Origin of the sequence: Marichromatium purpuratum 984 (assembly GCF_000224005.2) — a bacterium.
Classification (GTDB): domain Bacteria; phylum Pseudomonadota; class Gammaproteobacteria; order Chromatiales; family Chromatiaceae; genus Marichromatium; species Marichromatium purpuratum.
Genome location: NZ_CP007031.1, coordinates 2,167,674 through 2,189,477 on the forward strand (window position 1 = coordinate 2,167,674; position 21,804 = coordinate 2,189,477).

Here is a 21,804-nt window from a genome sequence, read left to right on the forward strand (position 1 = left end):
TCTTCTCAAGCGGCTCTATCTCAAAGAGCCCCACGCCCAGGCATTCGCGCAAATGAGCGCGAGCCCCAGAAAGAGAAGCGCCTCATCAACATCGGCCCGGCGCTCGAAGCGCACCCGCAGTCAACGGAACTGATGCAGCCACGCCCGCGAGCGTTCGACGACCCAGCGGATCGCTCCCACAGCCCGCTGCCGTGTGGGGTGTTGCAATGTGTGCGTGATCTCGACGCCGGTGACGACGCGAACGGCTTGGTGTCAAAGGCTCTGACTAGCCCACGGCACACCATGACATCTAACGATTTGCAGATAGAATGGTCGACAACGTGGTGACAAGCGCGGATCGGCACGCCCGACGAGCGGCCAGGCTCGCCCCGCCCCGTCATCTCCCAGGCACAACCAAGGAGCCCCCATGTCCCTTCCCGAACAATCCGGCTGCGCCCTGCACGAGCCGTTCGCGCTCCAGGTGCTGGGTGAGGAGATGGAACCCGAGTTCCCCGATCGTTGCATCGTGGTGATCGAGCCGACGCCGCAGTGTGTCGACGGGGCCTATGTGTTCGCCGAGGTCGAGGGGGTGCGGTGGTTCCGGCAGTACCGGCGCGACGCGGCGGGCGAGCGCTTGGTGGCGCTCAATCCGCGCTATCCCGAGATCCGGCTCGACGGGCTGGAGTGGGCGGTGCTGGGGGTGATCATCCAGCGCAACATCCGCCGTCAGGTCAAGCACTACGACGACAGCCCCCCCAGCGATCTCACCGGCCAGTGATGTCGCGTGCTCTCCGCGCAGCGCAGCCGCTGGTGTTGGCGCTGCTGCTCGGCGGCTGTGGCGAGGAGACGCCGTCCCCGGCGCGCGCGGCACGGCCCGCGTCCCAGGCGCATCTGGTCGCGGCGCTGCAGGTGGCGCCGAGCGCGGTGCCGATCACCCACGAGCGCCCGGGCTCGCTGCGTTATCGTCGGCTGGTGCGGGTGTTCAATCAGGAGGAGGGGCGGATCACCGCGCTCGCTCTCTACGAGGGCGACCGGGTCGAGCGCGGTCAGTTGCTGGTGGCGCTCGACGATCGGTTGCTGGAGGCCGAGATCGCCGCGGCGCACGCCACGCTCGAACAGGCCGAACTCGATCTGAAGCGGCTCGAGGACCTGCGCGCGCGCCGCGCCGTCTCCGAGTCGGAGGTGAGCCTCGCGCGCACCGCGCTGCGGGTGGCGCGCGCCGAGCTGGAGCTGCTGGAGACGCGCCGCTCCTTCACCCGGATCGCGGCGCCCTTCGCCGGGGTGATCACCGAGCGGCTGGTCGAGCCGGGCGACTTCGTCTCCAAGAACACCCAGTTGCTCGCGCTCGCCGACCCGGACTCGCTGATCGCCGAGGTCGCCGCCTCGGAGCTGCTGCTGCCGCACCTGGCCGTCGGCGACGCGGCGAGCCTGCGCATCGACGCGCTCGGCGCGCAACGCTTCGCGGCGCGGGTGCTGCGCATCCACCCCAGTCTGGAGCGGCGCACCCGCCAGGGCATCGTCGAGCTGGCGCTCGATCCCATCCCCGCCGGGGCGCGCGCCGGGCAGTTCGTGCGCGCGCGGCTCGAGAGCGCGCCGGTCGCGCGGCTGCTGATCCCCTTCAACGCGCTGCGGCGCGATCGCCAAGGCGAGTTCGTCTGGCTGATCGACGCGCACGGTCGCGCGACGCGGCGCGCGGTGCGCAGCGGTCTGCAGGTGGAGGACCGGGTGGAGATCCGCGACGGACTGGCCCCCGGCGAGCGGGTGATCACCCGGGGCTTCCTCGGGCTGCGCGCGGGCAAGGCGGTGGATGTCGTGTCAGACTGAGTGATCCCACCGCTACTGACGACAGCCATGCCTATTGCACCGATGCACATCGAACGTCTCTATCAGGCCGTCGAGCTGGTCAACGCCAGCCAGCTGCGCGCCAACGCCCCCGCGCTCACCCGACTGCACAGCTACCCGGCGCTCGCCAGCGCCGCCCAGGCGCCGGCGAGCGACGCCACCGACGCCTTCCTGCGCTGCGCCGCCCTCGCCCACGCCTGGAGCGCGCAGGCGCTGCGCCTCGACACCGTCGAGCTGGGCGCGGCGATCGCCGCCTTCGACGCCGCGCGCGCGCCCGAGGCGGTGGTCGGTAGTGGCCTGATCGACCCGGTGGCGGCCTGTCTCGGCTCGCTGGAGAACGCCGCGACCCTGCTCCACCTGGCCAACCCCGCGCGCTTCTCGCTGTGGGACCGCGAGCTGGAGGCGGTGCACCTCGGCGAGTCGCCCTCGGAATATCACATGGGACAGGCGCGCAGCTATCTGCGCTTCCTCGCCACGGCGCAGGAGGCGATCGCCCACCCGCTGTTCCTCACCTTCCACCACGCCTTCTGCACCGCGCACCAGGCGCGGTTGCAGCGCCTCGGTATCCCGCCCTACCCACTCAGCGAGCTGCGGGTGGTGGAATCGGCCGCCGCCGAGCTGGCCCGCGCCGAGCGCTGAGAGGCGGCGGTGGTCGCGGCGCTGTCGAGCTGGTCGGTACGCCACCCCATCGGGGTGGTGGCGCTGACGCTCGCGGTGATGGTGCTCGGCGCGCTCTCGCTGAGCCGGCTCAACATCGACCTGTTGCCGCAGATCGTCTATCCCGACGTGCGCGTGCGGGTGCTCGACCCCGGCGTGCCGGCGGAGGTGATGGAGGACGAGTTCACCCGTCAGCTCGAGGAGCAACTGGCGATCACCGAGGGGGCGATCGCCATCCAGTCGCAGACCAGCGAGGGACGCAGCGCAGTCGATCTCTCCTTCCGCTACGGCACCGACATCGATCAGGCGTTGCAGGACGCCAGCGCCCGGCTCGATCGCGCCAAGCGCTTCATCCCCGACACCGACGAGCCGCCGATCATCTACAAGCGCGACCCCTTCCAGTTGCCGGTGGCCGAGTACGTGGTCGGCTCCGACAGCCGCGACCCGGTGGCGCTGCGCGCCTGGGTCGACTACCGTCTCGCCCCGGCGCTGCTCAACCTGCCGGGGGTGGCCGCCGCCGAGGTCGGCGGCGGGCTCGAACGCGAGGTGCGGGTGATCGCCGATCAGTACCGTCTCGCCGCGCTCGGGCTGGACGCGCGCGATCTGGAGGCGCGGCTGCGCGAGACCAACCAGGACGTCGCCGGGGGACGGCTGCGGATGCCCGAGGGCGAGATCAGCGCCCGCGCCCAGGGGCGCTTCGAGTCGGTCGCCGAGATCGCCGCGCTGCCGCTGCGCCTCACCGAGACCGAGCGCCCGACGGCGCTGCTGCGCCTCGACGAGGTGGCGCGGGTGATCGACGGCGCGGCCGAGGAGCGGCTGCGCATCCGGCTCGACGACCGCCCCGGGGTCAAGCTCTCGATCCAGAAACAGCCGCTGGCCAACACCGTCGCCGTGGTCGATGCCGTCGACCGGGAACTCGAACGGCTCGCCGCGCAGCGGCGCATCCCCGCGGACATCGCCATCGAGCGCGTCGACGATCAGGCGCGCTACATCCGCCAGTCCCTGGCCAACGCCATCGGCGCGGCGGGCAGCGGCGCGCTGCTGGCGATGGCGGTGGTCTATCTGTTCCTCGGCAGCCTGCGCCGCACCCTGATCATCGGCTCGGCGATCCCGATCGCGGTGCTGGTGACCTTCATCCTGATGGCCGCCAACGGGCTGACCTTCAACATCATGACCCTCGGGGGGCTGGCGCTCGGCATCGGCATGCTGGTCGACAGCACCATCGTGATGCTGGAGAACATCCAGCGCCACCAGCGCGCCGGGCGCGCCCCGGCGGCGGCGGCCGACGCCGCCGCGCGCGAGGTGACCAGCGCGATCGTCGCCTCGACCTCGACCAACCTCGCCGCGGTGCTGCCCTTCCTGTTCATCGGCGGGCTGGTGGGGCTGCTGTTCGAGGAGCTGATCTTCACCATCTCGGCGGCGATCCTCGCCGCCATGGTGGTCGCGCTGACCCTGGTGCCGGCGCTCGCCGGGCGCGTCCCGGCGACCGCCGAGGGGCGCGTGCGCGCGGCCATCGACGCCGCCGTCGCGGCCCTGCAGCAGGGCTACGCGCGGCTGCTCGGACGGCTGCTCGGCTGGCGCTGGGCGGTGCTCGGGGGGTTCGTCGTCGCGCTCGCCGCAAGCCTGCCGTGGCTGCTCGCCGCGCCGCAGAGCTTTCTCCCCGATCTCGACGAGGGCGACGTGCGCATCAGCCTCACCGCCGACGACTGGGTCGACATCGAGCACATGGACGCGCTCACCCGCGCCGTCGAGTCGGTGGTGGCCGAGCAGCCGGGGGTGCGCGCCATCTTCACCACCGTCGGCGGCTTCGTCTTCGGCCGCTCGAGCTTCGAGAGCCCCAACCGCGCCAGCCTCCAGGTGCTGCTCGACCCGCTCGCCGAGCGCGCGCTCGACACCCCCGCCTGGATCGCCGCCACCCGCGCGGCGATCGCCGCGCGCGCGCTGCCGGGGCTGCGCGTGAGCCTCTATACCCGCGGTATCCGCGGCATCCGCTTCAACCGCGGCGACGACGACCTCAGCCTGCGCATCCAGGGGCCGGACCTGGCCGAGCTGGGGCGGCTCGCCGACCGGGTGGTCGAGCGGCTGGGCAGCGTCGAGGGGCTGAGCAACCTGCAACACAGCTACGAGGAGGTCGACCAGGAGATCGCCGTCCGTCTCGACCCCGAGCGCGCGGCGAGCTTCGGGCTCGATGTCGAGTCGGTCGGCACCCTGCTGCGCTATGCGCTCGAGGGGCGGCTGGTGGGCGAGTACCTCGACGGCGACCGCGCCATCGACCTGCGCCTGCGCCTCGATCGCGAGCAGCTCGACACCCCCGGCGATCTGGAATCGATGATCCTGTTCAGCGCCACCGAGCCGCGTCGCGCGCTGCGCCTGGGCGATCTCGCCGAGGTCGCCTTCCTGCCCCAGCCCTCGACCATCCTGCGCGAGCGCCAGCAGCGCATGGTCGAGATCAGCGCCTCGGTCGACCCCACGCTCGGGCTGGAGCGGGCGATCGGCGCGGCGCTGACCGCCGCCGCCACCATCGAGCTGCCGCCGGGCTACAGCCTCTACGAGGGCGGCACCCTGGAGACCCTGCAACAGGGCCGCGAGATGGGCCGCATCCTGCTCGCCCTGGCGCTGCTGCTGGTGCTGGTGGCGATGGCGGTGCAGTACGAGTCGGTGCGCAACCCGCTGATCATCCTCTTCTCGGTGCCCTTCGCGCTGATCGGGGTGGTGCTGGGGCTGTGGCTCACTGGGCTGGGGGTGTCGATGCCGGTGTGGCTGGGGCTGATCATGCTCGCCGGCATCGTCGTCAACAACGCCATCGTGCTGGTCGAGTTCATCGAGCTGGAGCGACGCGCCGGGCGGGCGCTGGAGCCGGCCATCCTCGCCGCCGCGCGGCTGCGCCTGCGCCCGATCCTGATGACCACGCTGACCACGGTGGTCGGCATGCTGCCGCTGGCGCTCGCCCTCGGCGAGGGCGCCGAGATGCTCCAACCGCTGGCGGTGACCATGGTCGCCGGGCTGGCCTTCTCCACCCTGGTCTCGCTGCTGCTGGTGCCGGTGGTCTATCGGCTCGCCGCGCGCCACTGAGCATGCGGGGGGTTGTCGGCACCGCCCTCACGCGGGATGATTCGCGCCAAGGGATTCGGCTCGGGAAGGCGGGCATCCGCCCTGGATGCTGGCACGGGGCGCTGGATCGTCCCGCACCAGCAGCACTGGACCCGGATACGACAGTACCATGCATCAGGCCGACTCCAATCAATGCATCGTCGACAGCGACCGTGCGATCGAGATCGCACCACGGGTCTGGTGGGTGGGCCGGGTGCTCGCGGACGATCCCTTCCAGTGCCACGTCTACCTCATCGAGCAGGGCAACCAGTCGGTGCTGATCGACCCCGGCTCGCGGCTGACCTTCGCCACCACGCTGCGCAAGATCGAGCAGATCATCCCCTTCACCTCGATCCGCTATTTCGTCTGTCACCACCAGGACCCGGACATCACCGCCTGCCTGCCGCTGATCGACGCGCTCATCGACCGCCCCGACGCTCTGCTGGTGACTCACTGGCGCTGTAGCGCACTGCTGCATCACTACGGTCTGGAGCACCTGCCCTTCTGGCTGGTCGACGAGCACGACTGGCGGCTCGCCCTGCCCGATCGCGAGCTGCGTTTCGTGTTCACGCCCTACGCCCATTTCCCCGGCGCCTTCTGCACCTTCGACGCCGAGACCGGGACGCTGTTCTCCAGCGATCTGTTCGGCGGCTTCACCAAGCCCCCCAGGCTGGTGGCCGAGGACATCGGCTACTTCGAGTCGATGCGGCCCTTTCACGAGCACTACATCCCCAGCCGCGACATCCTCGGCTACGCCCTCGACCAGATCGAGCGCCACCCGGTCAAGCTGATCGCCCCGCAGCACGGCTCGATCATCCCCGAGGCCCTGGTCGAGCCGATCATCGAGCGACTGCGCCAACTCGACTGCGGCATCTATCTCTTCGCCGAGGGCTGCGACACCGACATCCGCCGACTCTCGCAGCTCAACCAGACGCTCGGCGAGATCACCCGCACCATGCTCTACTGTCGCGACTTCCACGACATCGCCGCGCGGCTGCTGGAGGTGTTGCGCCGCAGCCTGCCGGTGGCGCGGATCAACTACTATCTCGAACTCGAGGGCGGCGAGGTGATCGGTCTGGTCGAAGACGGGCGCCTGCAACAGTCGGCCGAGCAGACACCACAGCACCTGCGCGACCTGCTCGGCATCAGCCGCACCTGCTGGCTCGGCAACGCCGAGCATGGATGCTGCATACACGACCACCCGCTGCACGACGAGCGTTTCTGCAGTCACATCACCAGCGACGGCTCGATGAGCCTGATGCTGCCGCTGTTCTCGCCCGAGGATCAGCGCATGGAGGCCATCACCACCGTACATCTCGAACGCCCGATCGAGATCGGGCCGCACGAGCGCCAACTCATCGCCCAGCTGATGACACCGCTACAGGTCGCGCTCGAACGCGAGGCGATCTATCGCTCGATCGAGGCCGAGCGCACCCGCACCTACCAGCGCTCGATCCGCGACTCGCTCACCGGGCTGTTCAACCGCTTCTACATGCAGGACATCATCGAGCGCCAGTGCCACGCCCAGGATCGCGGCGGTCCCCGGCTCGCGGTGCTGATGATCGATCTCGACCACTTCAAGCAGATCAACGACCGTCACGGTCATACCGTCGGCGACACCCTGCTGCGTCAGTTCGCGACCCTGCTGCGCGAAACCATCCGCGATGGCGACGTCCCGGTGCGCTTCGGCGGCGAGGAGTTCGTGCTGTTTCTCATCGACGCCACCGACGCGCAGGCGCGGGCACTGGCCGAACGGCTGCGCACCGCAGTCGCCGCACACCACTTCACCTCCGAGACCGCGCCCAGGCTCCATCTGACGGTGAGTATCGGCATCGCCCTGCGCCACCCGCGCGAGGCGCTCGAGGCACTGATCCAGCGCGCCGACAAAGCCCTCTACAGCGCCAAGCAAGACGGGCGCAACCGCTGCACCTTCACCGACTAGCAGCGCTTCAACGCGGCGGCGGCGGCGGCGGGGGCGGCGGCGGGGGCGGCGGCGCAATACCGAGCGGCTCGCGCACATAGGCCGGGAAGTCGGGGTTGCGCCACTCGGCCGGCGCCACCTTCTCCGACGGCAGCGGCAGACGGGAGCTGTAATCGAGCACCGCGGCCTGCTCGCGCGGGCCGAACTGGGCGAGCAGCTTGGTCATCTCCGCATCCGAGTTACGCCGCCGACCGGTGGCGATCGCAGTGAACTGACGCATCAGATAGGGGAAGTGCTGACCGGCGAGTTGCGGCGCCAGACGCCCGACGTCGCCCTCGCCCTCGGCGCCGTGACACTCGGCGCACTGCGCCTCGTAGAGTTCGCGCCCGAGATCGAGGTCGACCCCCGGCCCCCTGGCGTTGTCGGCGGTCATTGGCAGGGTTGCGACATAGGCGGCGACATCGGCGATGTTCTGCGGACCGCCGAGGATACGCGGCAGCGCGAAGGGATACATCAGCGGGTTGTCGCGGTTGCCCGCGCGGATATCGGCCAGCTGCTTAATGACCACCTCGGGGAGCTGCCCGGCGATCTGCGGATAGGCCCCGTCGGGACTGCCCCAACCCTCGGGGCGGTGGCACACGGCACAGGTCAGATAGACCCGACGACCGTTCTCGATATCGGGTGCGAGCTGGCTGGCCCGGTCGAACTCGGCCTGCGCGAGCGATTTCGGATCCGGCTGCGCCGACGCCAGCGGGGCGGCGAGCAGCGCGAGCGCGCACAGGACCGGGCGCGCGAACACTGGCTGGGACATGGCATCTCCTTGCGAGTCATCGACAACGATCGCAGCAACCTGGGCGCGGAGCCCGTCCCGAGCTTATGGGAGCAGGCTCCGGCTTGGCAAGCCGGGGAGTACACGAGCCGCGCTCGCGGCACATGGCAGCCGGCACATCAATCAATATATTGTGGTTGACACAACTCAAAACGCGCATATATTGACACGCCATCCCGCACACCCCACCACGGCAACAACCTCGAATCAGCCGTGGACAACCACCACACAAGGAGATGACCATGCCCGCCGACAACACCGCAGACCCGGATCAGCAGACGCGCGCGCCAGCCGGTCCCCAGGGCGGCCCGACCCCGGGCCGGTTGCAGGTGATCCGGCGCAACGGCAAGGTCACCGGGTTCGACCCGAGCAAGATCGCGGTGGCCATGACCAAGGCCTTCCTCGCCGTCGAGGGCGGTAGCGCGGCCGCATCGAGCCGTGTCCACGAGCGCGTCGAGGCACTCACCGAGCAGGTCGTCGCCGCCCTCACCCGCCGTCTGCCCGGCGGCGGCACGGTGCACATCGAAGACATCCAGGATCAGGTCGAGCTGGCGCTGATGCGCGCCGCCGAGCATCCGGTGGCGCGCGCCTACGTGCTCTATCGCGAGCAGCACGCCCGCGCCCGCGACCAGCGCCGCGAGCCGGTCCCGGCGACGAGCGACACCCGCCCGGCGCTCACCATCACCGGCGACGACGGCACCCCCCGCCCGCTCGATCTGGCGCGGATGACCCGGCTGGTCGACGAGGCCTGTCGCGGGCTCGACTGGGTCGACCCCCAGGCGATCGTCGACGAGACCCTGCGCAACCTCTTCGACGGCGTGGCCGAGCGCGACGTGCGCCAGGCGCTGGTGATGGCCGCGCGCACCCAGATCGAGCGCGAGCCCGAGTACAACCAGGTCGCCGCCCGGCTGCTGCTCGACATCCTCCGCCGCGAGGCGCTGGGCGCGCTGGGGCTGGCCGAGGGGGTCGAGACCCAGGCCGACCTCGGCGAGCGCTACGGCGCCTATCTCGCGGCCTATGTGGCGCGCGCCATCGAACTCGAACTGCTCGACCCCGAGCTTGCCCGCTTCGACCTCGACCGGCTGGGCGCGGCGCTGCGTCCCGAGCGCGATCTGGAATTCGGCTATCTCGGGCTGCAGACGCTCTACGACCGCTACTTCATCCGTACCCGCGACGCGGTGCGCCTGGAGCTGCCGCAGGCCTTCTTCATGCGCGTGGCGATGGGGCTGGCGATCAACGAGGCCGATCGCGAGACGCGCGCCATCGAGTTCTACGAGCTGCTGTCGAGCTTCGACTTCATGAGTTCGACCCCGACGCTGTTCAACTCCGCCACCCTGCGCCCGCAGCTGAGTTCGTGCTACCTGACCACGGTGGCCGACGACCTCGACGGCATCTACAGCGCGATCAAGGACAACGCCCTGCTCTCCAAGTTCGCCGGCGGCCTGGGCAACGACTGGAGCCGGGTGCGCGGCATGGGCGCGCACATCAAGGGCACCAACGGCAAGAGCCAGGGCGTGGTGCCCTTTCTCAAGGTCGCCAACGACACCGCCGTGGCGGTCAACCAGGGCGGCAAGCGCAAGGGCGCAGTGTGCGCCTATCTCGAGACCTGGCACATCGACATCGAGGAGTTCCTCGACCTGCGCAAGAACACCGGCGACGACCGCCGCCGCACCCACGACATGAACACCGCCAACTGGGTGCCGGACCTGTTCATGAAGCGGGTGGCCGAGGACGGCCCCTGGACGCTGTTCTCGCCCGACGAGACCCCCGACCTGCACGATCTCAGCGGCGTGGCGTTCGAGCGCGCCTACTGCGACTACGAGGCGCGCGCCGCGCGCGGCGAGCTGCGGGTGAGCAAGACCCTCCGGGCGGTCGACCTGTGGCGCAAGATGCTCGGCATGCTGTTCGAGACCGGCCACCCCTGGATCGCCTTCAAGGACCCCTGCAACCTGCGCTACACCAACCAGCACGCCGGGGTGGTGCACAGCTCCAACCTGTGCACCGAGATCACCCTGCACACCAGCGACGCGGAGATCGCGGTGTGCAACCTCGGCTCGGTCAACCTCGCCGCCCACGTCACCGCCAAGGGGCTCGACCGCGAGCGGCTGCGCCGGACCGTGCGCACCGCCATGCGCATGCTCGACAACGTCATCGACTACAACTTCTACAACGTCCCCCAGGCGCGCGAGGCCAATCGGCGCCACCGCCCGGTGGGGCTCGGCATCATGGGCTTCCAGGACGCGCTCCATCGCCTCGGGCTGTCCTACGCCAGCCCCGAGGCGGTGCAGTTCGCCGATCGCAGCATGGAGGTGGTGAGCTATTACGCGATCGAGGCGAGCTGCGAGCTGGCCGCCGAGCGCGGGCGCTATCCGAGCTTCGAGGGCTCGCTGTGGAGCCGGGGCATCCTGCCGATCGACAGCATCGCCCTGCTCGCCGAGTCGCGCGGCGAGTATCTCCAGGTCGACACCACCACCACCCTCGACTGGAACGCGCTGCGCGCGCGGGTGCGCGAGGTCGGGATGCGCAACTCCAACTGTCTGGCGATCGCGCCGACGGCGACCATCAGCAACATCGTCGGGGTCAGCCAGTCGATCGAGCCGACCTACCAGAACCTGTTCGTGAAATCGAACCTCTCGGGCGAGTTCACCGTGGTCAACCCCGAGCTGATCGCCGAACTCAAGACGCTCGGGCTGTGGGACGAGGTGATGGTCAACGACCTCAAGTACTACGACGGCTCGCTGCAGCCAATCGAGCGCATCCCCGAGACGCTCAAGCAGCGCTATGCCACCGCCTTCGAGATCGACCCGCGCTGGCTGATCGAGGCCGCCGCGCGCCGCCAGAAGTGGCTCGACCAGGCACAGAGCCTCAACCTCTACATGGCCGAGCCGAGCGGCAAGAAGCTCGACAACCTCTACAAGCTCGCCTGGGTGCGGGGGCTGAAGACCACCTATTACCTGCGCTCGCAGGGCGCCACCCATGTCGAGAAATCGACCCTCGCCGACCACCAGCGCGCCAACCGCCTGAGCGCGGTCGGCGGCAGCTATGGCGCCGCCGAGCAGACGCCACGCGCCTGCGCCATCGACGACCCCGAGTGCGAGGCCTGCCAGTAGAGAAGGTCATGCGGACGGCGCGGCGGCGCCGTCTGCGCCTACGACTCAAGTCAACGCGAAGCGCAGTGGATTAAGAGACCCCTGCTCGATCAATAACGGCCCAGGAGACCACCATGCCCTACGTCAACATCAAGATCACCCGCGAGGGGGCGAGCGCCGAGCAGAAGGCCGAGCTGATCAGCGGGGTCACGGAGCTGCTCGCCCGGGTGCTCGACAAGAATCCGCAGACCACGGTGGTGGTGATCGACGAGGTCGAGACCGACAACTGGGGGATCGGCGGCGAGACGGTCACCGTGCGGCGCGCCAGCGGCCGCTGAGCCCGCGTCGGCGGCGGGCCGACACTTGTCCGCGGCGATGATCGTCACCACTCTCGGCGGGTGATGATGGATCCCCGACGTCTCGCCGCACACCGCCGACTCAACCAGCTGCACACCGCCGCGCTGCTGGCGCTGCTCGCCGCCCTGTGCTCGACCCTGGCCTGGATCCTCGGCGGTCCCGAGCTGGCGCTGCTCGCCCTGGTGGCGGTGGCGGCGCTCTATCTGTTCACCCCGCTGGCCTCACCACGCCTGGCCCTTTCGCTCTATCGCGGCCAGCTGCTCGCGCCGCATCAGGCCCCGGCGCTCTATCGGGTGCTCGAGACCCTGGCCGCGCGCGCCGGGCTGCCACGGGTGCCGCTGCTTTATTACATCCCCTCGCGGGTGGTCAACGCCTTCGCCACCGGCGGCCCCTGGTCCTCGGTGATCGCCGTCTCCGAGATGACCCTGCGTCGGCTCGACGAGCGCGAGCTGATCGCGGTGCTCGCCCACGAGGTCGGCCACATCGCCAACGACGACCTGCGGGTGATGGCCTTCGCCGATCTGGTCAGCCGACTCACCAGCCTGCTCAGCCTGATCGGTCAGCTGCTGGTGCTGATCGCGCTGCCGCTGGCGCTGCTCGCCGGGGTCGAGGTGCCCTGGGCGGCACTGCTGGTGCTGGTGTTCGCGCCGACGCTGAGCGCGCTGGCGCAGTTCGCGCTCTCGCGCAGCCGCGAGTTCGAGGCCGATCGGCGCGCCGTCGAACTCACCGGCGATGCCGAGGGGCTGGCGCGTGCCCTGGCGCGTATCGAGCGCCTGCAGGGCAGCGGCTGGGAGCGGTTGCTCGCGCCCCATTGGCGTCTGCCCGAACCTTCGCTGCTGCGCACCCACCCCTCGACCGAGGCGCGCATCGAGCGACTGCGTGCACTCGCCGCGCCATCTCGCCCGAGGCTGCCGACCCGCCCCGGCGGGCTGCACCCACCCCTCTCCCCGGCGCCCGCGCCGCGGCGCTCTCATCTCTGGGGGCTGTGGTCCTGAGCGATCGCTCACGCGCCGCCCCCGGCGGGGGCGAATATCCAGACGGCGATCAAGGAAAATAGCCGCCACGCTTGACGCCCCTCCGGGGGTCGTCAACCATCATAGGCTCCAGCCTCGAGACGCCCCGGCGTGCCCGGGGCGAACCGGATCACCAGGAGTCGATCGATGTCGATAGAAGTCAGCGGATTTTTTGGATTACTGCTGCTGGTCCTGCACGTGTGGGCCATCGTCAGCACGGTGCAGAGTCATGCCGGCACCCTCTCCAAGGTGCTGTGGATCGTGCTGATCCTGCTCCTTCCCCTGCTCGGCTTCATCCTCTGGCTGCTGCTCGGCCCTAAGCGCTGAACCGGCACCACACGCCCAGCGTCCACCACCCAGAGGACTCGCGTCCACATGGCCTCGCAAGACACCAATCACTGGAAAGAGAAGTACTACGGGACGCTCGACACCCTGGAGGCGAAGGAGAAGGCTTGGGCGCAGATCGAGAAGACGCTGCGTTACGCCGTCTCGCGCCTGAGCCTCGCGGTGGAGACCCCGGACAAGACGTTCGAGGAACAGCTCGAGTCCTTGCGTCAGGCGATCCGCAAGAACGCCACGGCCAAGCAGATCGGCTTGCTGATGGAGGACATCTCCGAGTCGATGCTGCGTCTCGACGAGCAGCGCGCCCAGCCCGACGACCTCGATCGCGCCATCGCCCGGCTCGATGACCTGCTCGAGCAGCAGCGTCTCCCCGGGGCGCTGAAGAAAGAGACCAAGACGCTGCGCAAGCGGCTGCGCGATGCGCGGCGCGAGCCGGGGTTCGGCGCCGCGCTCGCCGCCTATTCCGACTATGCCCGCACCCTCACCGGCTGGCTCGCCAGCTCCGAGCAAGGCAGCGAGGGGCTGTTCGGGCGGCTGTTCGGCGGACACCGCGAGAGCGGCGCCGAGCAGACGCCGTCGGAGCCGACCGACCTCGACGCCCAGCCCGCCGAGATCGAGGCCCCGCTGCCGCCGAGCGACGACCTCGTCACCACGCTCGATCCGTCGCTACCGGCCTTCAATCTGGTGCTGCTCGATCTGATCCACCGTCTCGACCTGCCCGAGGTCTTCACCAAGCAGTTCAGCGCCATCACCACGCTGCTGCGCGACGAGCCGAGCGCCGAGACCGCCGAGCGCGCGGTCACCGAGATCGCCGACTTGCTGGCACGCGCGCGTCATCATCTCGAGCAGGAGAAGAAGGACATCGAGCACTTCCTCTCCCAGCTCACCGGACGGCTCGAGGCGCTCGATCGCTATCTCGAGGCCTCGTTCGGGCAGCGTGAGGAGAACGCCCGACAGGGCGCCTCGATCGATGCCGACATGTCCGCCGAGGTCGCCCGCATCCGCCGCTCGGTCGATGCCGCCCAGGACGTCGATCAGCTCAAGCTCTCGATCCAGGGACACCTGAGCAACATCCAGCAGCACATGGACGCGCGACGCAGCCTGGAGCAGGAGCAGCTGAGCCAGGCACGCGCCGAGATCGATCATCTCAAGCAGCAATTGGGCAAGGTCCAGGAGGAGAGCGGCGAGCTGCGCCAGCTGCTGCACGAGGCGCGCCAGCGCGCGCTGTTCGACAACCTCACCGGGCTGAGCAACCGGCTGGCCTATGACGAGCGCATCGCCCAGGAGTGCGAGCGCTGGGCGCGCTACGGCCACCCGGCAGTGCTGAGCATCTGGGATGTCGACTTCTTCAAGCGGATCAACGACCACTTCGGTCACACCGCCGGCGACAACGTGCTCAAGATCCTCGGCAAGCTGTTGCGCACCTCGATCCGCAAGAGCGACTTCGTCGCCCGTTTCGGCGGCGAGGAGTTCATGATGCTGCTGCCCGAGACCTCGATCGAGACCGCGCTCGAGGTCGCCGAGAAGCTGCGCGAACAGGTCGCCGCCTCACGCTTCCAGTACCGCGGTCAACCGGTGCCGGTGACCATGTCCTGCGGGCTGGCCGCCTTCATCGAGGACGACACCCCGGAGGACGTCTACCGCCGCGCCGACGCCGCGCTCTACGAGGCCAAGCGCGCCGGGCGCAACTGCTGCCGGATCCACGCCGGCTGAGACGCCCGGCGCCTCAGTCCTTGTCCTTGGTCTCATCCTCCGGGGTCTCGAACAGATCGCTCAGCTCCTCGAGCTTCTCCTGCCAGATCTCCTCGTCGTCGCCGGCCTGCTGCTGGTCCTTGTCGGTCTCCTCGCCGATCTCGAACTCCTCGGCCAGCTCGAAGCTCGGCGCCTCCATCTCCTCGCTCTCCATCTCCTCGACCTCCAGCGTCTCGGGCTCGGACGGGGGCTGGGGTGAGGGCTCGGGCACGGCGGCATCGAGATCGGCACCGGCCTCGGCGAGCAGGGCATCGATGTCGTCGACCACATCGGCGTCATCACCCCCGGCCGTCTCGGCCGGGGGTGCGGCGGCCGCGGCGGCCGCCTCCTGCTGTTGGGCGCTGAAGGCGGCGTTGTACTCGTCCATGAGCTGGTTGAGGGTCTTCTTGGTGTCGCCGAGTTCGGCCTCGAGTTGCGCCTTGGCGTCTTCGAGATCGGAGAGCTGCTCGACATCGACCATGTTGGTCGGGGTCATGTGCACCAGGGGCGCGAGCACCTTGGTCAGCTCCTTGGGCAGGTCCTGGAGCTTCTCGCCGCTGCGTTCGAGATAGATGTCGAGCATCGCGTTGTAGAAGGCGCGCTCGCGTTCCAGATACTCGTCGACGGTCGATTGCAGCTCATCGCCCTCGAGCTGATAGGTCGCGGCGAAGACCCCGGAGAGCGCCTCGCGGCGCGCCTCCTCGCCGGTATCGACCTGCTCGAGCACGGCACTGGCGTCGACCTGGGCCTGTTTGGCACCCTTGCGCTGGCGCCTGAGCATGAAGAAGAGCACGCCCCAGGCCACCAGGGCGAACTCGACGCTGAGGATGAGACCGCCGATCTCGAGCGCACTCATGTCATCTCCCCCATGCCCATCACCCCTCCGCGGCGGCCTGCTTCGCCGCGGCCCGCTTGAACAACCACCAGGTCAGCCCGAGCGCGGCGGCGAGCAGCAGGTTGGCGCCGAGCACATAGAGCGCGAACACCAGCCAGGAGAACGCGCCCGGCGGCGGTGCCGGCGGCTCCTCGACGGGCGCGGTAAAGGCGAACTCCAGGGTCTCGTCGGGGGGTTCGAGCAGGATCGAACTGCCGTTGACGGTACGCGCGGCCAGCCGCGCGCCGACCCGATAGCTGCCGGGCTGTGTGACCGGCAGCTCGTAGAGCATCGGCAGGGACGTCGGCGCGGCGATCTCGAGCAGCGATTGCGTGCCCTCGGGTCCCTCCAGCCGGACATAGCCGAACAGGCTCTCGGCGGCGACCTGATCGCGCTCGAGATTGAGCACCACCCGCAGCTGCGCCGGCGGCCTGGGCGCGGCGTCCGCCGCCGCGTCACCGTTCTCGCTCGGCGAGGCGGGCTCGAGCACCCGTGCCTGATAGTCGAGGGTCAGCGGCGTCGGGGTGACACGCAGACGACGCTGCAGCTGACGCTTGAAGGTCTCGCCGTCGATCAGCAGGCTGAGGTCGTAGACCCCGGCGGCGAAGGCGTTGGCCTTGACCTCGGCGGTGAAGCGATTGCGCGTCGGATCGAGCGCGAGCGGCTGGTCGATGCGCCGCGTCGGATCATCGGCCAGGGTGAGGATCGCCTTGGCCGAGAGCAGCTTGAGGAAGTCGGTGCGGGCGACCGGTGCGCCGTGATCGGTGATCCAGGCCTCAAGCCTCAGGGTGTCGCCCGAGTGCAGCGCCGCCGGTATCGGCGCGGCGTCGATGCCGAGATCGGTGACCACCGCCACACGGTTGTCGGGATCGAGCCCGCCGTCGAGCGTCCAGCGCCCGGGCGCCGGGCGCTCGATGGTGACCAGGTCGTAGCCGGGCTCGCCGCGCCACTGCACCATGGGACCGTGCGCGGTGGCCGAGAGCGTCTGGCCATCGGGACTGACCAGCCGGGTCTCGCCGCCGGGGGCGCGGAACACCAACAGGGTGAACTCGGAGACCTGGGCGTCGATCTCGAAGCGGTTGCCCTCGATCGGCACCGTGGTCGGCGCCGCCGACTGTTCGAGCATGTGGAGGAAGACCCGTTGCAGCTGCTCGGCGCTGGAGGCCGACTCCAGCCAGCCGCCGGTACGCTCGGTGAGCGCCTCGAGCAGCTCGGTGTCGACGTTGTCGGAGAGCGCCACCGCGTGCACCTTCACCCCCAGCTCGCGCAGCCGCTCGAGCTGCTCGGAGAGGATGCGCCGACGCGAGGCGGCATCGCGGGTATCGTCCTTGGCGACATCGACCAGCCCGTCGGTGAGCAGGATGACATGGCGCGCGCCCTCGCCGGGCGGACCGTCCCAGTCGGCGGTGGCCGCCTTCAGCGCGGCCTCGATATCGGTGAACAGCCCGCGCGAGTGCACCCGCCGGAGGTTCGCGCTGGTGCGCCGGCGCCAGTCGTCGTCGACCGCCCCGGGCGCGGCCAGCACCTCGGTGCCCTCGGCGAAGGTCCAGACCCCGGCGCGCGCGCCGGCCGGCAGCAGCGAGTTGACCAGCCGCAGCGCCGGTACCCGCAGGTTGGCGGGATCGTTCTGGCGCATGCTGCCGGAGACGTCGATCAGCAGTCGCACGTCCTCGGGCGCGGCGAACAGCGTCCCGGGCAGGAGCAACAGACACAGCAGCAGGGGCACGAAGCCGAGATTGAGGCGGCTCACGGCAGCCACAGCTCGAAGCAGCCACCGGGGAGACGGTGGGCATTGGTCAGGCGAATCCGCCCGAACGCCTCGGGGGTGTGGTGCAACCGCGCCACTTGGTGGGCGAAATAGAGTCCGAGTCGGGTGCGACTCGCCCCCGGCGCGGTCTCGGACTCGGGCCACTCGGCGTGACCGTCATCGGGCAGCAGACCGATCAAAGCGCCGGGAAAGCCGGCGCCGTCGTCCTCGACACGGATCACCAGCATCCCCTGCTCCTCGGCGGCGCTGAGGCGGATGCGGGCGCGGGCATAGCGCTGGGCGTTACCGATGCTGCTGGTCAGCACCCCGCGCACCAGCTCCCAATCGAAGTAACCGCTGAGTTCGGGGTCGCAGTCGTAGCCGAGTTCGAGACCGAGCGCGGCACACACCGCCTGGCACTCGGCGACCACCTCCTCGCAGAACTCCTCGAGATTGTGCTCGGCGATACGGGTCGCGAGCTGGGCGTTGCCGAGTTTGTAGAGGGTGAGCAACTGCAACAGATTGCTGTTGGCGCGCTGCACCTCGTGCTTGATCAGGCTCGCCTTGCGCGGGTCGGCGAGCTGATTGGCGGGATCGTCGACCAGATCGTCGAGGCTGTTGAAGATCAGCCCGAGCGAGTTCTTGATGTCGTGGATCGAGGAGGCGAGGATGTCGGAGAAGTCCATGGGTCAAGGGCCGTCTGGTTCTGGGGCGGGGTACGCCCGCTCAGCTCTCGGTCGCCAGTCGCTGCAGTCGTGTCTGCACGTCGTTGAGCCGCCAGTCACCGGGGGCGACGTGCTGGACGCGCTCGATATAACGACGCACCAGCTGGACCTCCTCGGGCGAGGTGCCGTGGCGCTCCATCTTGATGATACAGGCCTTGGCGGCGTTGAGGTTGATCGTCTTGTTGGCCGGCATCTCATCGGCGGCCTGGCGCAACAGCTCGATGGCGGCGGCGAACTCGCCCTGCTTGATCAACCGCACCCCCTGGTTGTTGGTGCGTACCACGTCCTGCTGGATGGCGCGGATGGCCGCGTCGGCCTCCTCGGCGATACCGCTCTCCTCGCACACGTGCATCACCTCGGCGAGGAAGGCGTGATCGTCGTGATTGTTGGCGATCGCGGTGCGCAGATAGCCCGTGGCCTGCTCCGGCTCACCCAGCTCCGAGCAGGTCTTGACCATCTCCAGCGCGAGCTGTGGCGAGGCCAGCTCGCCGAGCGCGTTCATCGCCTCGCCGGCCGCGGCGAAGGCCTCGGTCGCGCCCTGGGCATCGCCCTGGCGCTGCTTGACCACCGCGGTGGTACTGGCCTTGTAGAAGGCCGCCTGGGGGTCGTCGCCGAAGGTCTTGTCGATCTCGCCGATCACCTTCAGCGCCTCGGCATGCTTGTCATTGGCACTCTTGGCCTTGGCCAGTCCGGCATAGATCGAGGGGTGATTGTGTACTGAGTGCTTGGCGAAGGCCACCGCACGATCGAAGGCGCCCTCGGCGACCTCGCGATCGTCGTTGCTCAGCGCCAGCTCGCCGAGACGCTGCTGGCGCTCGACGCTGCGCGGCGAGAGCTTGGCGCCCTTCTGCAGGGTCTGTTCGGCGGCGGGAAAGGCCTTCTGCGCGAACTGGGCGTGCGCGAGCCAGTCATAGCCGGGGATGAAATTGGGGTCGAGTTCGAGCAGATGGGCGAAGACTTCTTGGGCGGCGGCATACTGCTTCTGCTGGAACAGCACCCGCCCCTTGCCGAGGTGCGCCCAGTTGAGGTCGCGCCCCTCGAGCACCTCGTCGTAGATCGCCATGGCGTCATCGTAACGATTGGCGGTGATACAGGTATCGGCCTTGAGCCGCAACAGCTCGGCGAGATTGCGCGGCTTGCCGGCGATCAGGGTGTCGAGCGCGGCGATCGCCCGACCATAGTCCTTGGCCACCAGCGCGCGGTTGACCTCGGCGAGATCGGCCTTGCGCTCGAACAGCTTGGCCAGCCGGGTCTTGATCAGCTCCTTGGTGAAGGGCTTGGCGAGATAGTTGTCGGGGGCGAACTCCACCGCGCCCATCACCATCTCGCGGGTATTCTCGGCGGTGACCATGATGAAGATGGTATCGACCCCGATCAGCGCGCGATGGCGTGCCTCCTCGAGCACCTGCTGGCCGTCCTTGCCGCTGCCGAGGTTGTAATCGCACAGCACCACATCATAGTGACGGCGCTCCATCAGCCCGATCGCCTCGTTACCATCGCGGGCCTGGTCGATACGGGTGACACCGAGCGAGTGCAGGATGCTGCGCATCACCGAGCGCATGTCGGAGAAGTCGTCGATGACCAGATAGGTTTTCTTGGAGAAATCGGCCGGTGGCGCCATCTGACTTGCTCCCCGCGGTGCTGGGCTGGATAGGGGTACCGATCGGGTCGGCACCTTCCTGCACATGGATGCGCCTTCGACCTCGGGCAAGGGTCGACCCGATCGCGCCCGGACCGAAGCGCCGAAACACCGAACGCCGGGCGGTGATATCGGAACCGGATCACAAAAGGGATGCTAACGCCCGCCTCGTCCGGCGGCAAGAGATCGAAGGGGTGCGGTAGAAACGAAAACGGCCCACAGCACGAATGCCGTGGGCCGAGATGTGGTAGCGGGGGCAGGATTTGAACCTACGACCTTCGGGTTATGAGCCCGACGAGCTGCCTGACTGCTCCACCCCGCAACTGAACTGTATGCCCGCTTGGGCCGGGTCTTGCGACCCTGTCGACCGGTCTTGCGACCGAGACGACGAGATGTGGTAGCGGGGGCAGGATTTGAACCTACGACCTTCGGGTTATGAGCCCGACGAGCTGCCTGACTGCTCCACCCCGCAATCGAGACCGAGAATTATAGGGACGACTGCGGAGGGGCGCAAGTCTTTTTTCCGTCAAGGTCTTTCACCCCGCCGGACACGGCACCGCGCGCACCGATACGGGGACGCTCACAGGGTCTTGAGGTACTCGAGCAGCGCACGGCGCGCCGCCGGGGCGAGCCGGTCGCCGAAGTCGTGCCCCTGGTTGCCGTAGCCATGGAGACTGGTGTCGTAGATATGCTTGCGCTCCTCCCAGCTCATCGCTGCCGACTTGCCCGCAGCGAGACGCCGATAGCGCCAGCCGAGGCGCTCGGTGTCGTACTCGGGCAGCGCCTGGGCGCTGCGCTCATGGCGCCAGAAGGCCGGGCGCGTGCCGCTCTCGAGCAGGTCGGCAAGCGTCGGCACCGCGCCGTTGTGCAGATAGGGCGCGGTCGCCCAGATACCGTCGAGCGGCGGCGCGACATAGCCCAGGCCGGGGCGCGAGCGCCCCAGCTCGCCATAGAAGGAGTCGTGGAACCAGTCGAGGAAGCGATCGGCCTCGGCGAAGGCCGCCCGCGCCAGCGCCGGGTCGGTGCCGACCTTGCCGAGGGCGACGAGCTTGTTCGGATAGCGCCCGTCGGCGCCCTGGGTGCCGTGACAGCTCGCGCAGCGATCGGCGAACACGCGCGCGCCGACGCGTGCCAGCTCGGCATCGATCGGATAGGGATAGGGCGGCGGGCGCAGGGTGGCGAGATAGGCGCGCACATCGACGAACCAGGCATCGATCGCGCGCGCCTCGGCGACGCTGTCGGTACAGGTGGTCGAGGCCAGGATCATGTAGCGCACATGATCGCCGCGCCCCTCGCCGTTGTAGAAGACCGCGTGCTTCTTGGCCAGGTGCCACCAGGGCGGCACGCTCACCGGCAGCGGACGCGTCGGCGGCGGTGCGATCAGTGGCGTGTCGGACCAGGCCAGGGTCTGCGGGTCGCGATGGGCCATCAGCGCCAGGGTGAGGTTGTTGGCCGAGTTCACCCCGACGGTGTCGGTCATCATGTAGTCGGCGATGCGCCCGATACGATCGGCCCAGCGCCGCCAGGCCGCACGCTCGGGACCGGGTGCGAGCCCGGCGCCGAGCGCCTCGATCGCCACCAGCGGGTCCTCGGTCAGATCGAGGAACTCGTTGCCCAGCCCGATCACCAGCTCGCCCTCGAGCGGCGCGGCGTGACAGCCGAGACAGTTCGAGGTCACCAGCTCGACCCCGGCGGGGTCGACATGGGCGGTGAGCATATAGGGCAGCTCGGCGTTGCGCCCGGTACGCCCGGCGGGATTGAGCGCCGGCGCCTCTGCGGCCCCGGCGCGCTCGGCATAGGCGGCATGGGGCGGGCCACAGGTCACCACCGCGCGATTGAGCAGGGCATCGCGCCCGCGCACCGGATCGCCCGGGCGCTGCTCGGCGGCGGGGATGCGCCCGGCCTCGGCCTTCTCCCCCGGACGGTCGCAACCGGCGAGCGCCAGTGCGAGCAGCATCCAGGACCACCC

General features: G+C 69.3%; 15 protein-coding genes, 2 tRNA genes and 2 pseudogenes. 10 read left to right on the forward strand and 9 right to left on the reverse strand.

All coding sequences use genetic code 11. The annotated features are described in order from the left end of the window. Positions 1-15 precede the first annotated feature (15 nt). Positions 16-200 (reverse strand): annotated as a pseudogene (locus tag MARPU_RS17630) (transposase); the annotation flags it as partial. A gap of 206 nt (positions 201-406) precedes the next feature. On the opposite strand from MARPU_RS17630, the gene MARPU_RS09570 reads away from it, so the two are divergent. From MARPU_RS09570 to MARPU_RS16710, 5 genes are all read left to right on the forward strand, one after another. Continuing rightward, positions 407-757 carry a S24 family peptidase gene (locus MARPU_RS09570; RefSeq protein ID WP_005224947.1) on the forward strand — a complete coding sequence of 117 codons (351 nt, stop codon included), beginning with the start codon at positions 407-409 and terminating at the stop codon, positions 755-757. Then, positions 757-1,803, forward strand: coding sequence for an efflux RND transporter periplasmic adaptor subunit (locus MARPU_RS09575; protein WP_005224948.1), 1,047 nt, complete (start codon positions 757-759; stop codon positions 1,801-1,803). Before MARPU_RS09570 ends, MARPU_RS09575 begins: the two co-directional genes overlap by 1 nt. A gap of 27 nt (positions 1,804-1,830) precedes the next feature. Next, positions 1,831-2,460: a hypothetical protein gene (locus MARPU_RS09580; protein ID WP_232229456.1), complete on the forward strand. Its 630-nt coding sequence runs from the start codon at positions 1,831-1,833 to the stop codon at positions 2,458-2,460. Positions 2,461-2,469: 9 nt separating this feature from the next. Beyond that, positions 2,470-5,550 carry an efflux RND transporter permease subunit gene (locus MARPU_RS09585; RefSeq protein ID WP_005224950.1) on the forward strand — a complete coding sequence of 1,027 codons (3,081 nt, stop codon included), beginning with the start codon at positions 2,470-2,472 and terminating at the stop codon, positions 5,548-5,550. Positions 5,551-5,698: 148 nt separating this feature from the next. Next, positions 5,699-7,510 (forward strand): oxygen-binding di-iron domain-containing protein, encoded by a 1,812-nt coding sequence (locus tag MARPU_RS16710; protein WP_005224951.1) that lies wholly within the window; start codon positions 5,699-5,701, stop codon positions 7,508-7,510. Positions 7,511-7,517: 7 nt separating this feature from the next. Here the strand turns inward: MARPU_RS16710 and MARPU_RS09595 are convergent, their stop codons facing one another. After that, a complete protein-coding gene (locus tag MARPU_RS09595) occupies positions 7,518-8,300 on the reverse strand; it encodes a c-type cytochrome (protein WP_005224952.1) in 783 nt (260 codons plus the stop codon). Positions 8,301-8,632: 332 nt separating this feature from the next. Here MARPU_RS09595 and MARPU_RS09600 point away from each other — a divergent pair. From MARPU_RS09600 to MARPU_RS09620, 5 genes and pseudogenes are all read left to right on the forward strand, one after another. Further along, positions 8,633-11,428: pseudogene (locus MARPU_RS09600) on the forward strand (ribonucleoside-diphosphate reductase subunit alpha); the annotation flags it as partial. 113 nt (positions 11,429-11,541) lie between these two features. Next, positions 11,542-11,745 (forward strand): tautomerase family protein, encoded by a 204-nt coding sequence (locus MARPU_RS09605; protein ID WP_005224954.1) that lies wholly within the window; start codon positions 11,542-11,544, stop codon positions 11,743-11,745. Between the two features lie 66 nt (positions 11,746-11,811). Beyond that, positions 11,812-12,759: a zinc metalloprotease HtpX gene (locus tag MARPU_RS09610; protein WP_005224955.1), complete on the forward strand. Its 948-nt coding sequence runs from the start codon at positions 11,812-11,814 to the stop codon at positions 12,757-12,759. Positions 12,760-12,924: 165 nt separating this feature from the next. After that, a complete protein-coding gene (locus MARPU_RS09615) occupies positions 12,925-13,104 on the forward strand; it encodes a PLDc N-terminal domain-containing protein (RefSeq protein WP_005224956.1) in 180 nt (59 codons plus the stop codon). A gap of 48 nt (positions 13,105-13,152) precedes the next feature. Beyond that, on the forward strand, positions 13,153-14,832 hold the full coding sequence (locus MARPU_RS09620; RefSeq protein ID WP_005224957.1) for a GGDEF domain-containing protein: 1,680 nt from the start codon (positions 13,153-13,155) through the stop codon (positions 14,830-14,832). A gap of 13 nt (positions 14,833-14,845) precedes the next feature. Here the strand turns inward: MARPU_RS09620 and MARPU_RS09625 are convergent, their stop codons facing one another. The 7 genes from MARPU_RS09625 to MARPU_RS09655 all read right to left on the reverse strand — a co-directional run bounded on the left by MARPU_RS09625 (position 14,846) and on the right by MARPU_RS09655 (position 21,792). Further along, the gene (locus MARPU_RS09625) at positions 14,846-15,706 is read right to left on the reverse strand and encodes a hypothetical protein (protein ID WP_005224958.1); all 861 of its coding nucleotides are present in this window, start codon (positions 15,704-15,706) and stop codon (positions 14,846-14,848) included. A gap of 19 nt (positions 15,707-15,725) precedes the next feature. Continuing rightward, positions 15,726-17,474 carry a vWA domain-containing protein gene (locus MARPU_RS09630; RefSeq protein WP_005224959.1) on the reverse strand — a complete coding sequence of 583 codons (1,749 nt, stop codon included), beginning with the start codon at positions 17,472-17,474 and terminating at the stop codon, positions 15,726-15,728. Then, positions 17,471-18,157: a sensor histidine kinase gene (locus tag MARPU_RS09635; protein WP_005224960.1), complete on the reverse strand. Its 687-nt coding sequence runs from the start codon at positions 18,155-18,157 to the stop codon at positions 17,471-17,473. The genes MARPU_RS09630 and MARPU_RS09635 overlap by 4 nt, the downstream gene beginning before the upstream one ends. A gap of 40 nt (positions 18,158-18,197) precedes the next feature. Then, entirely contained in the window at positions 18,198-19,817 is a 1,620-nt protein-coding gene (locus MARPU_RS09640) for a tetratricopeptide repeat-containing response regulator (protein ID WP_005224961.1), read from the reverse strand. A gap of 263 nt (positions 19,818-20,080) precedes the next feature. Beyond that, positions 20,081-20,157, reverse strand: a tRNA-Met gene (locus MARPU_RS09645). A gap of 73 nt (positions 20,158-20,230) precedes the next feature. Beyond that, positions 20,231-20,307 (reverse strand) — tRNA-Met (locus MARPU_RS09650). Positions 20,308-20,415: 108 nt separating this feature from the next. Next, positions 20,416-21,792, reverse strand: coding sequence for a c-type cytochrome (locus tag MARPU_RS09655; protein WP_005224962.1), 1,377 nt, complete (start codon positions 21,790-21,792; stop codon positions 20,416-20,418). Between the last annotated feature and the right edge of the window lie 12 nt (positions 21,793-21,804).

What these genes read in the sequence shown, in the direction of transcription:
- MARPU_RS09570 (WP_005224947.1), top strand. Translation starts at nt 407, where the DNA reads ATGTCCCTTCCCGAACAATCCGGCTGCGCCCTGCACGAGCCGTTCGCG.
- MARPU_RS09575 (WP_005224948.1), top strand. Translation starts at nt 757, where the DNA reads ATGTCGCGTGCTCTCCGCGCAGCGCAGCCGCTGGTGTTGGCGCTGCTG.
- MARPU_RS09580 (WP_232229456.1), top strand. Translation starts at nt 1,831, where the DNA reads ATGCCTATTGCACCGATGCACATCGAACGTCTCTATCAGGCCGTCGAG.
- MARPU_RS16710 (WP_005224951.1), top strand. Translation starts at nt 5,699, where the DNA reads ATGCATCAGGCCGACTCCAATCAATGCATCGTCGACAGCGACCGTGCG.
- MARPU_RS09595 (WP_005224952.1), bottom strand. Translation starts at nt 8,300, where the DNA reads ATGTCCCAGCCAGTGTTCGCGCGCCCGGTCCTGTGCGCGCTCGCGCTG.
- MARPU_RS09605 (WP_005224954.1), top strand. Translation starts at nt 11,542, where the DNA reads ATGCCCTACGTCAACATCAAGATCACCCGCGAGGGGGCGAGCGCCGAG.
- MARPU_RS09610 (WP_005224955.1), top strand. Translation starts at nt 11,812, where the DNA reads ATGGATCCCCGACGTCTCGCCGCACACCGCCGACTCAACCAGCTGCAC.
- MARPU_RS09615 (WP_005224956.1), top strand. Translation starts at nt 12,925, where the DNA reads ATGTCGATAGAAGTCAGCGGATTTTTTGGATTACTGCTGCTGGTCCTG.
- MARPU_RS09620 (WP_005224957.1), top strand. Translation starts at nt 13,153, where the DNA reads ATGGCCTCGCAAGACACCAATCACTGGAAAGAGAAGTACTACGGGACG.
- MARPU_RS09625 (WP_005224958.1), bottom strand. Translation starts at nt 15,706, where the DNA reads ATGAGTGCGCTCGAGATCGGCGGTCTCATCCTCAGCGTCGAGTTCGCC.
- MARPU_RS09635 (WP_005224960.1), bottom strand. Translation starts at nt 18,157, where the DNA reads ATGGACTTCTCCGACATCCTCGCCTCCTCGATCCACGACATCAAGAAC.
- MARPU_RS09640 (WP_005224961.1), bottom strand. Translation starts at nt 19,817, where the DNA reads ATGGCGCCACCGGCCGATTTCTCCAAGAAAACCTATCTGGTCATCGAC.
- MARPU_RS09655 (WP_005224962.1), bottom strand. Translation starts at nt 21,792, where the DNA reads ATGCTGCTCGCACTGGCGCTCGCCGGTTGCGACCGTCCGGGGGAGAAG.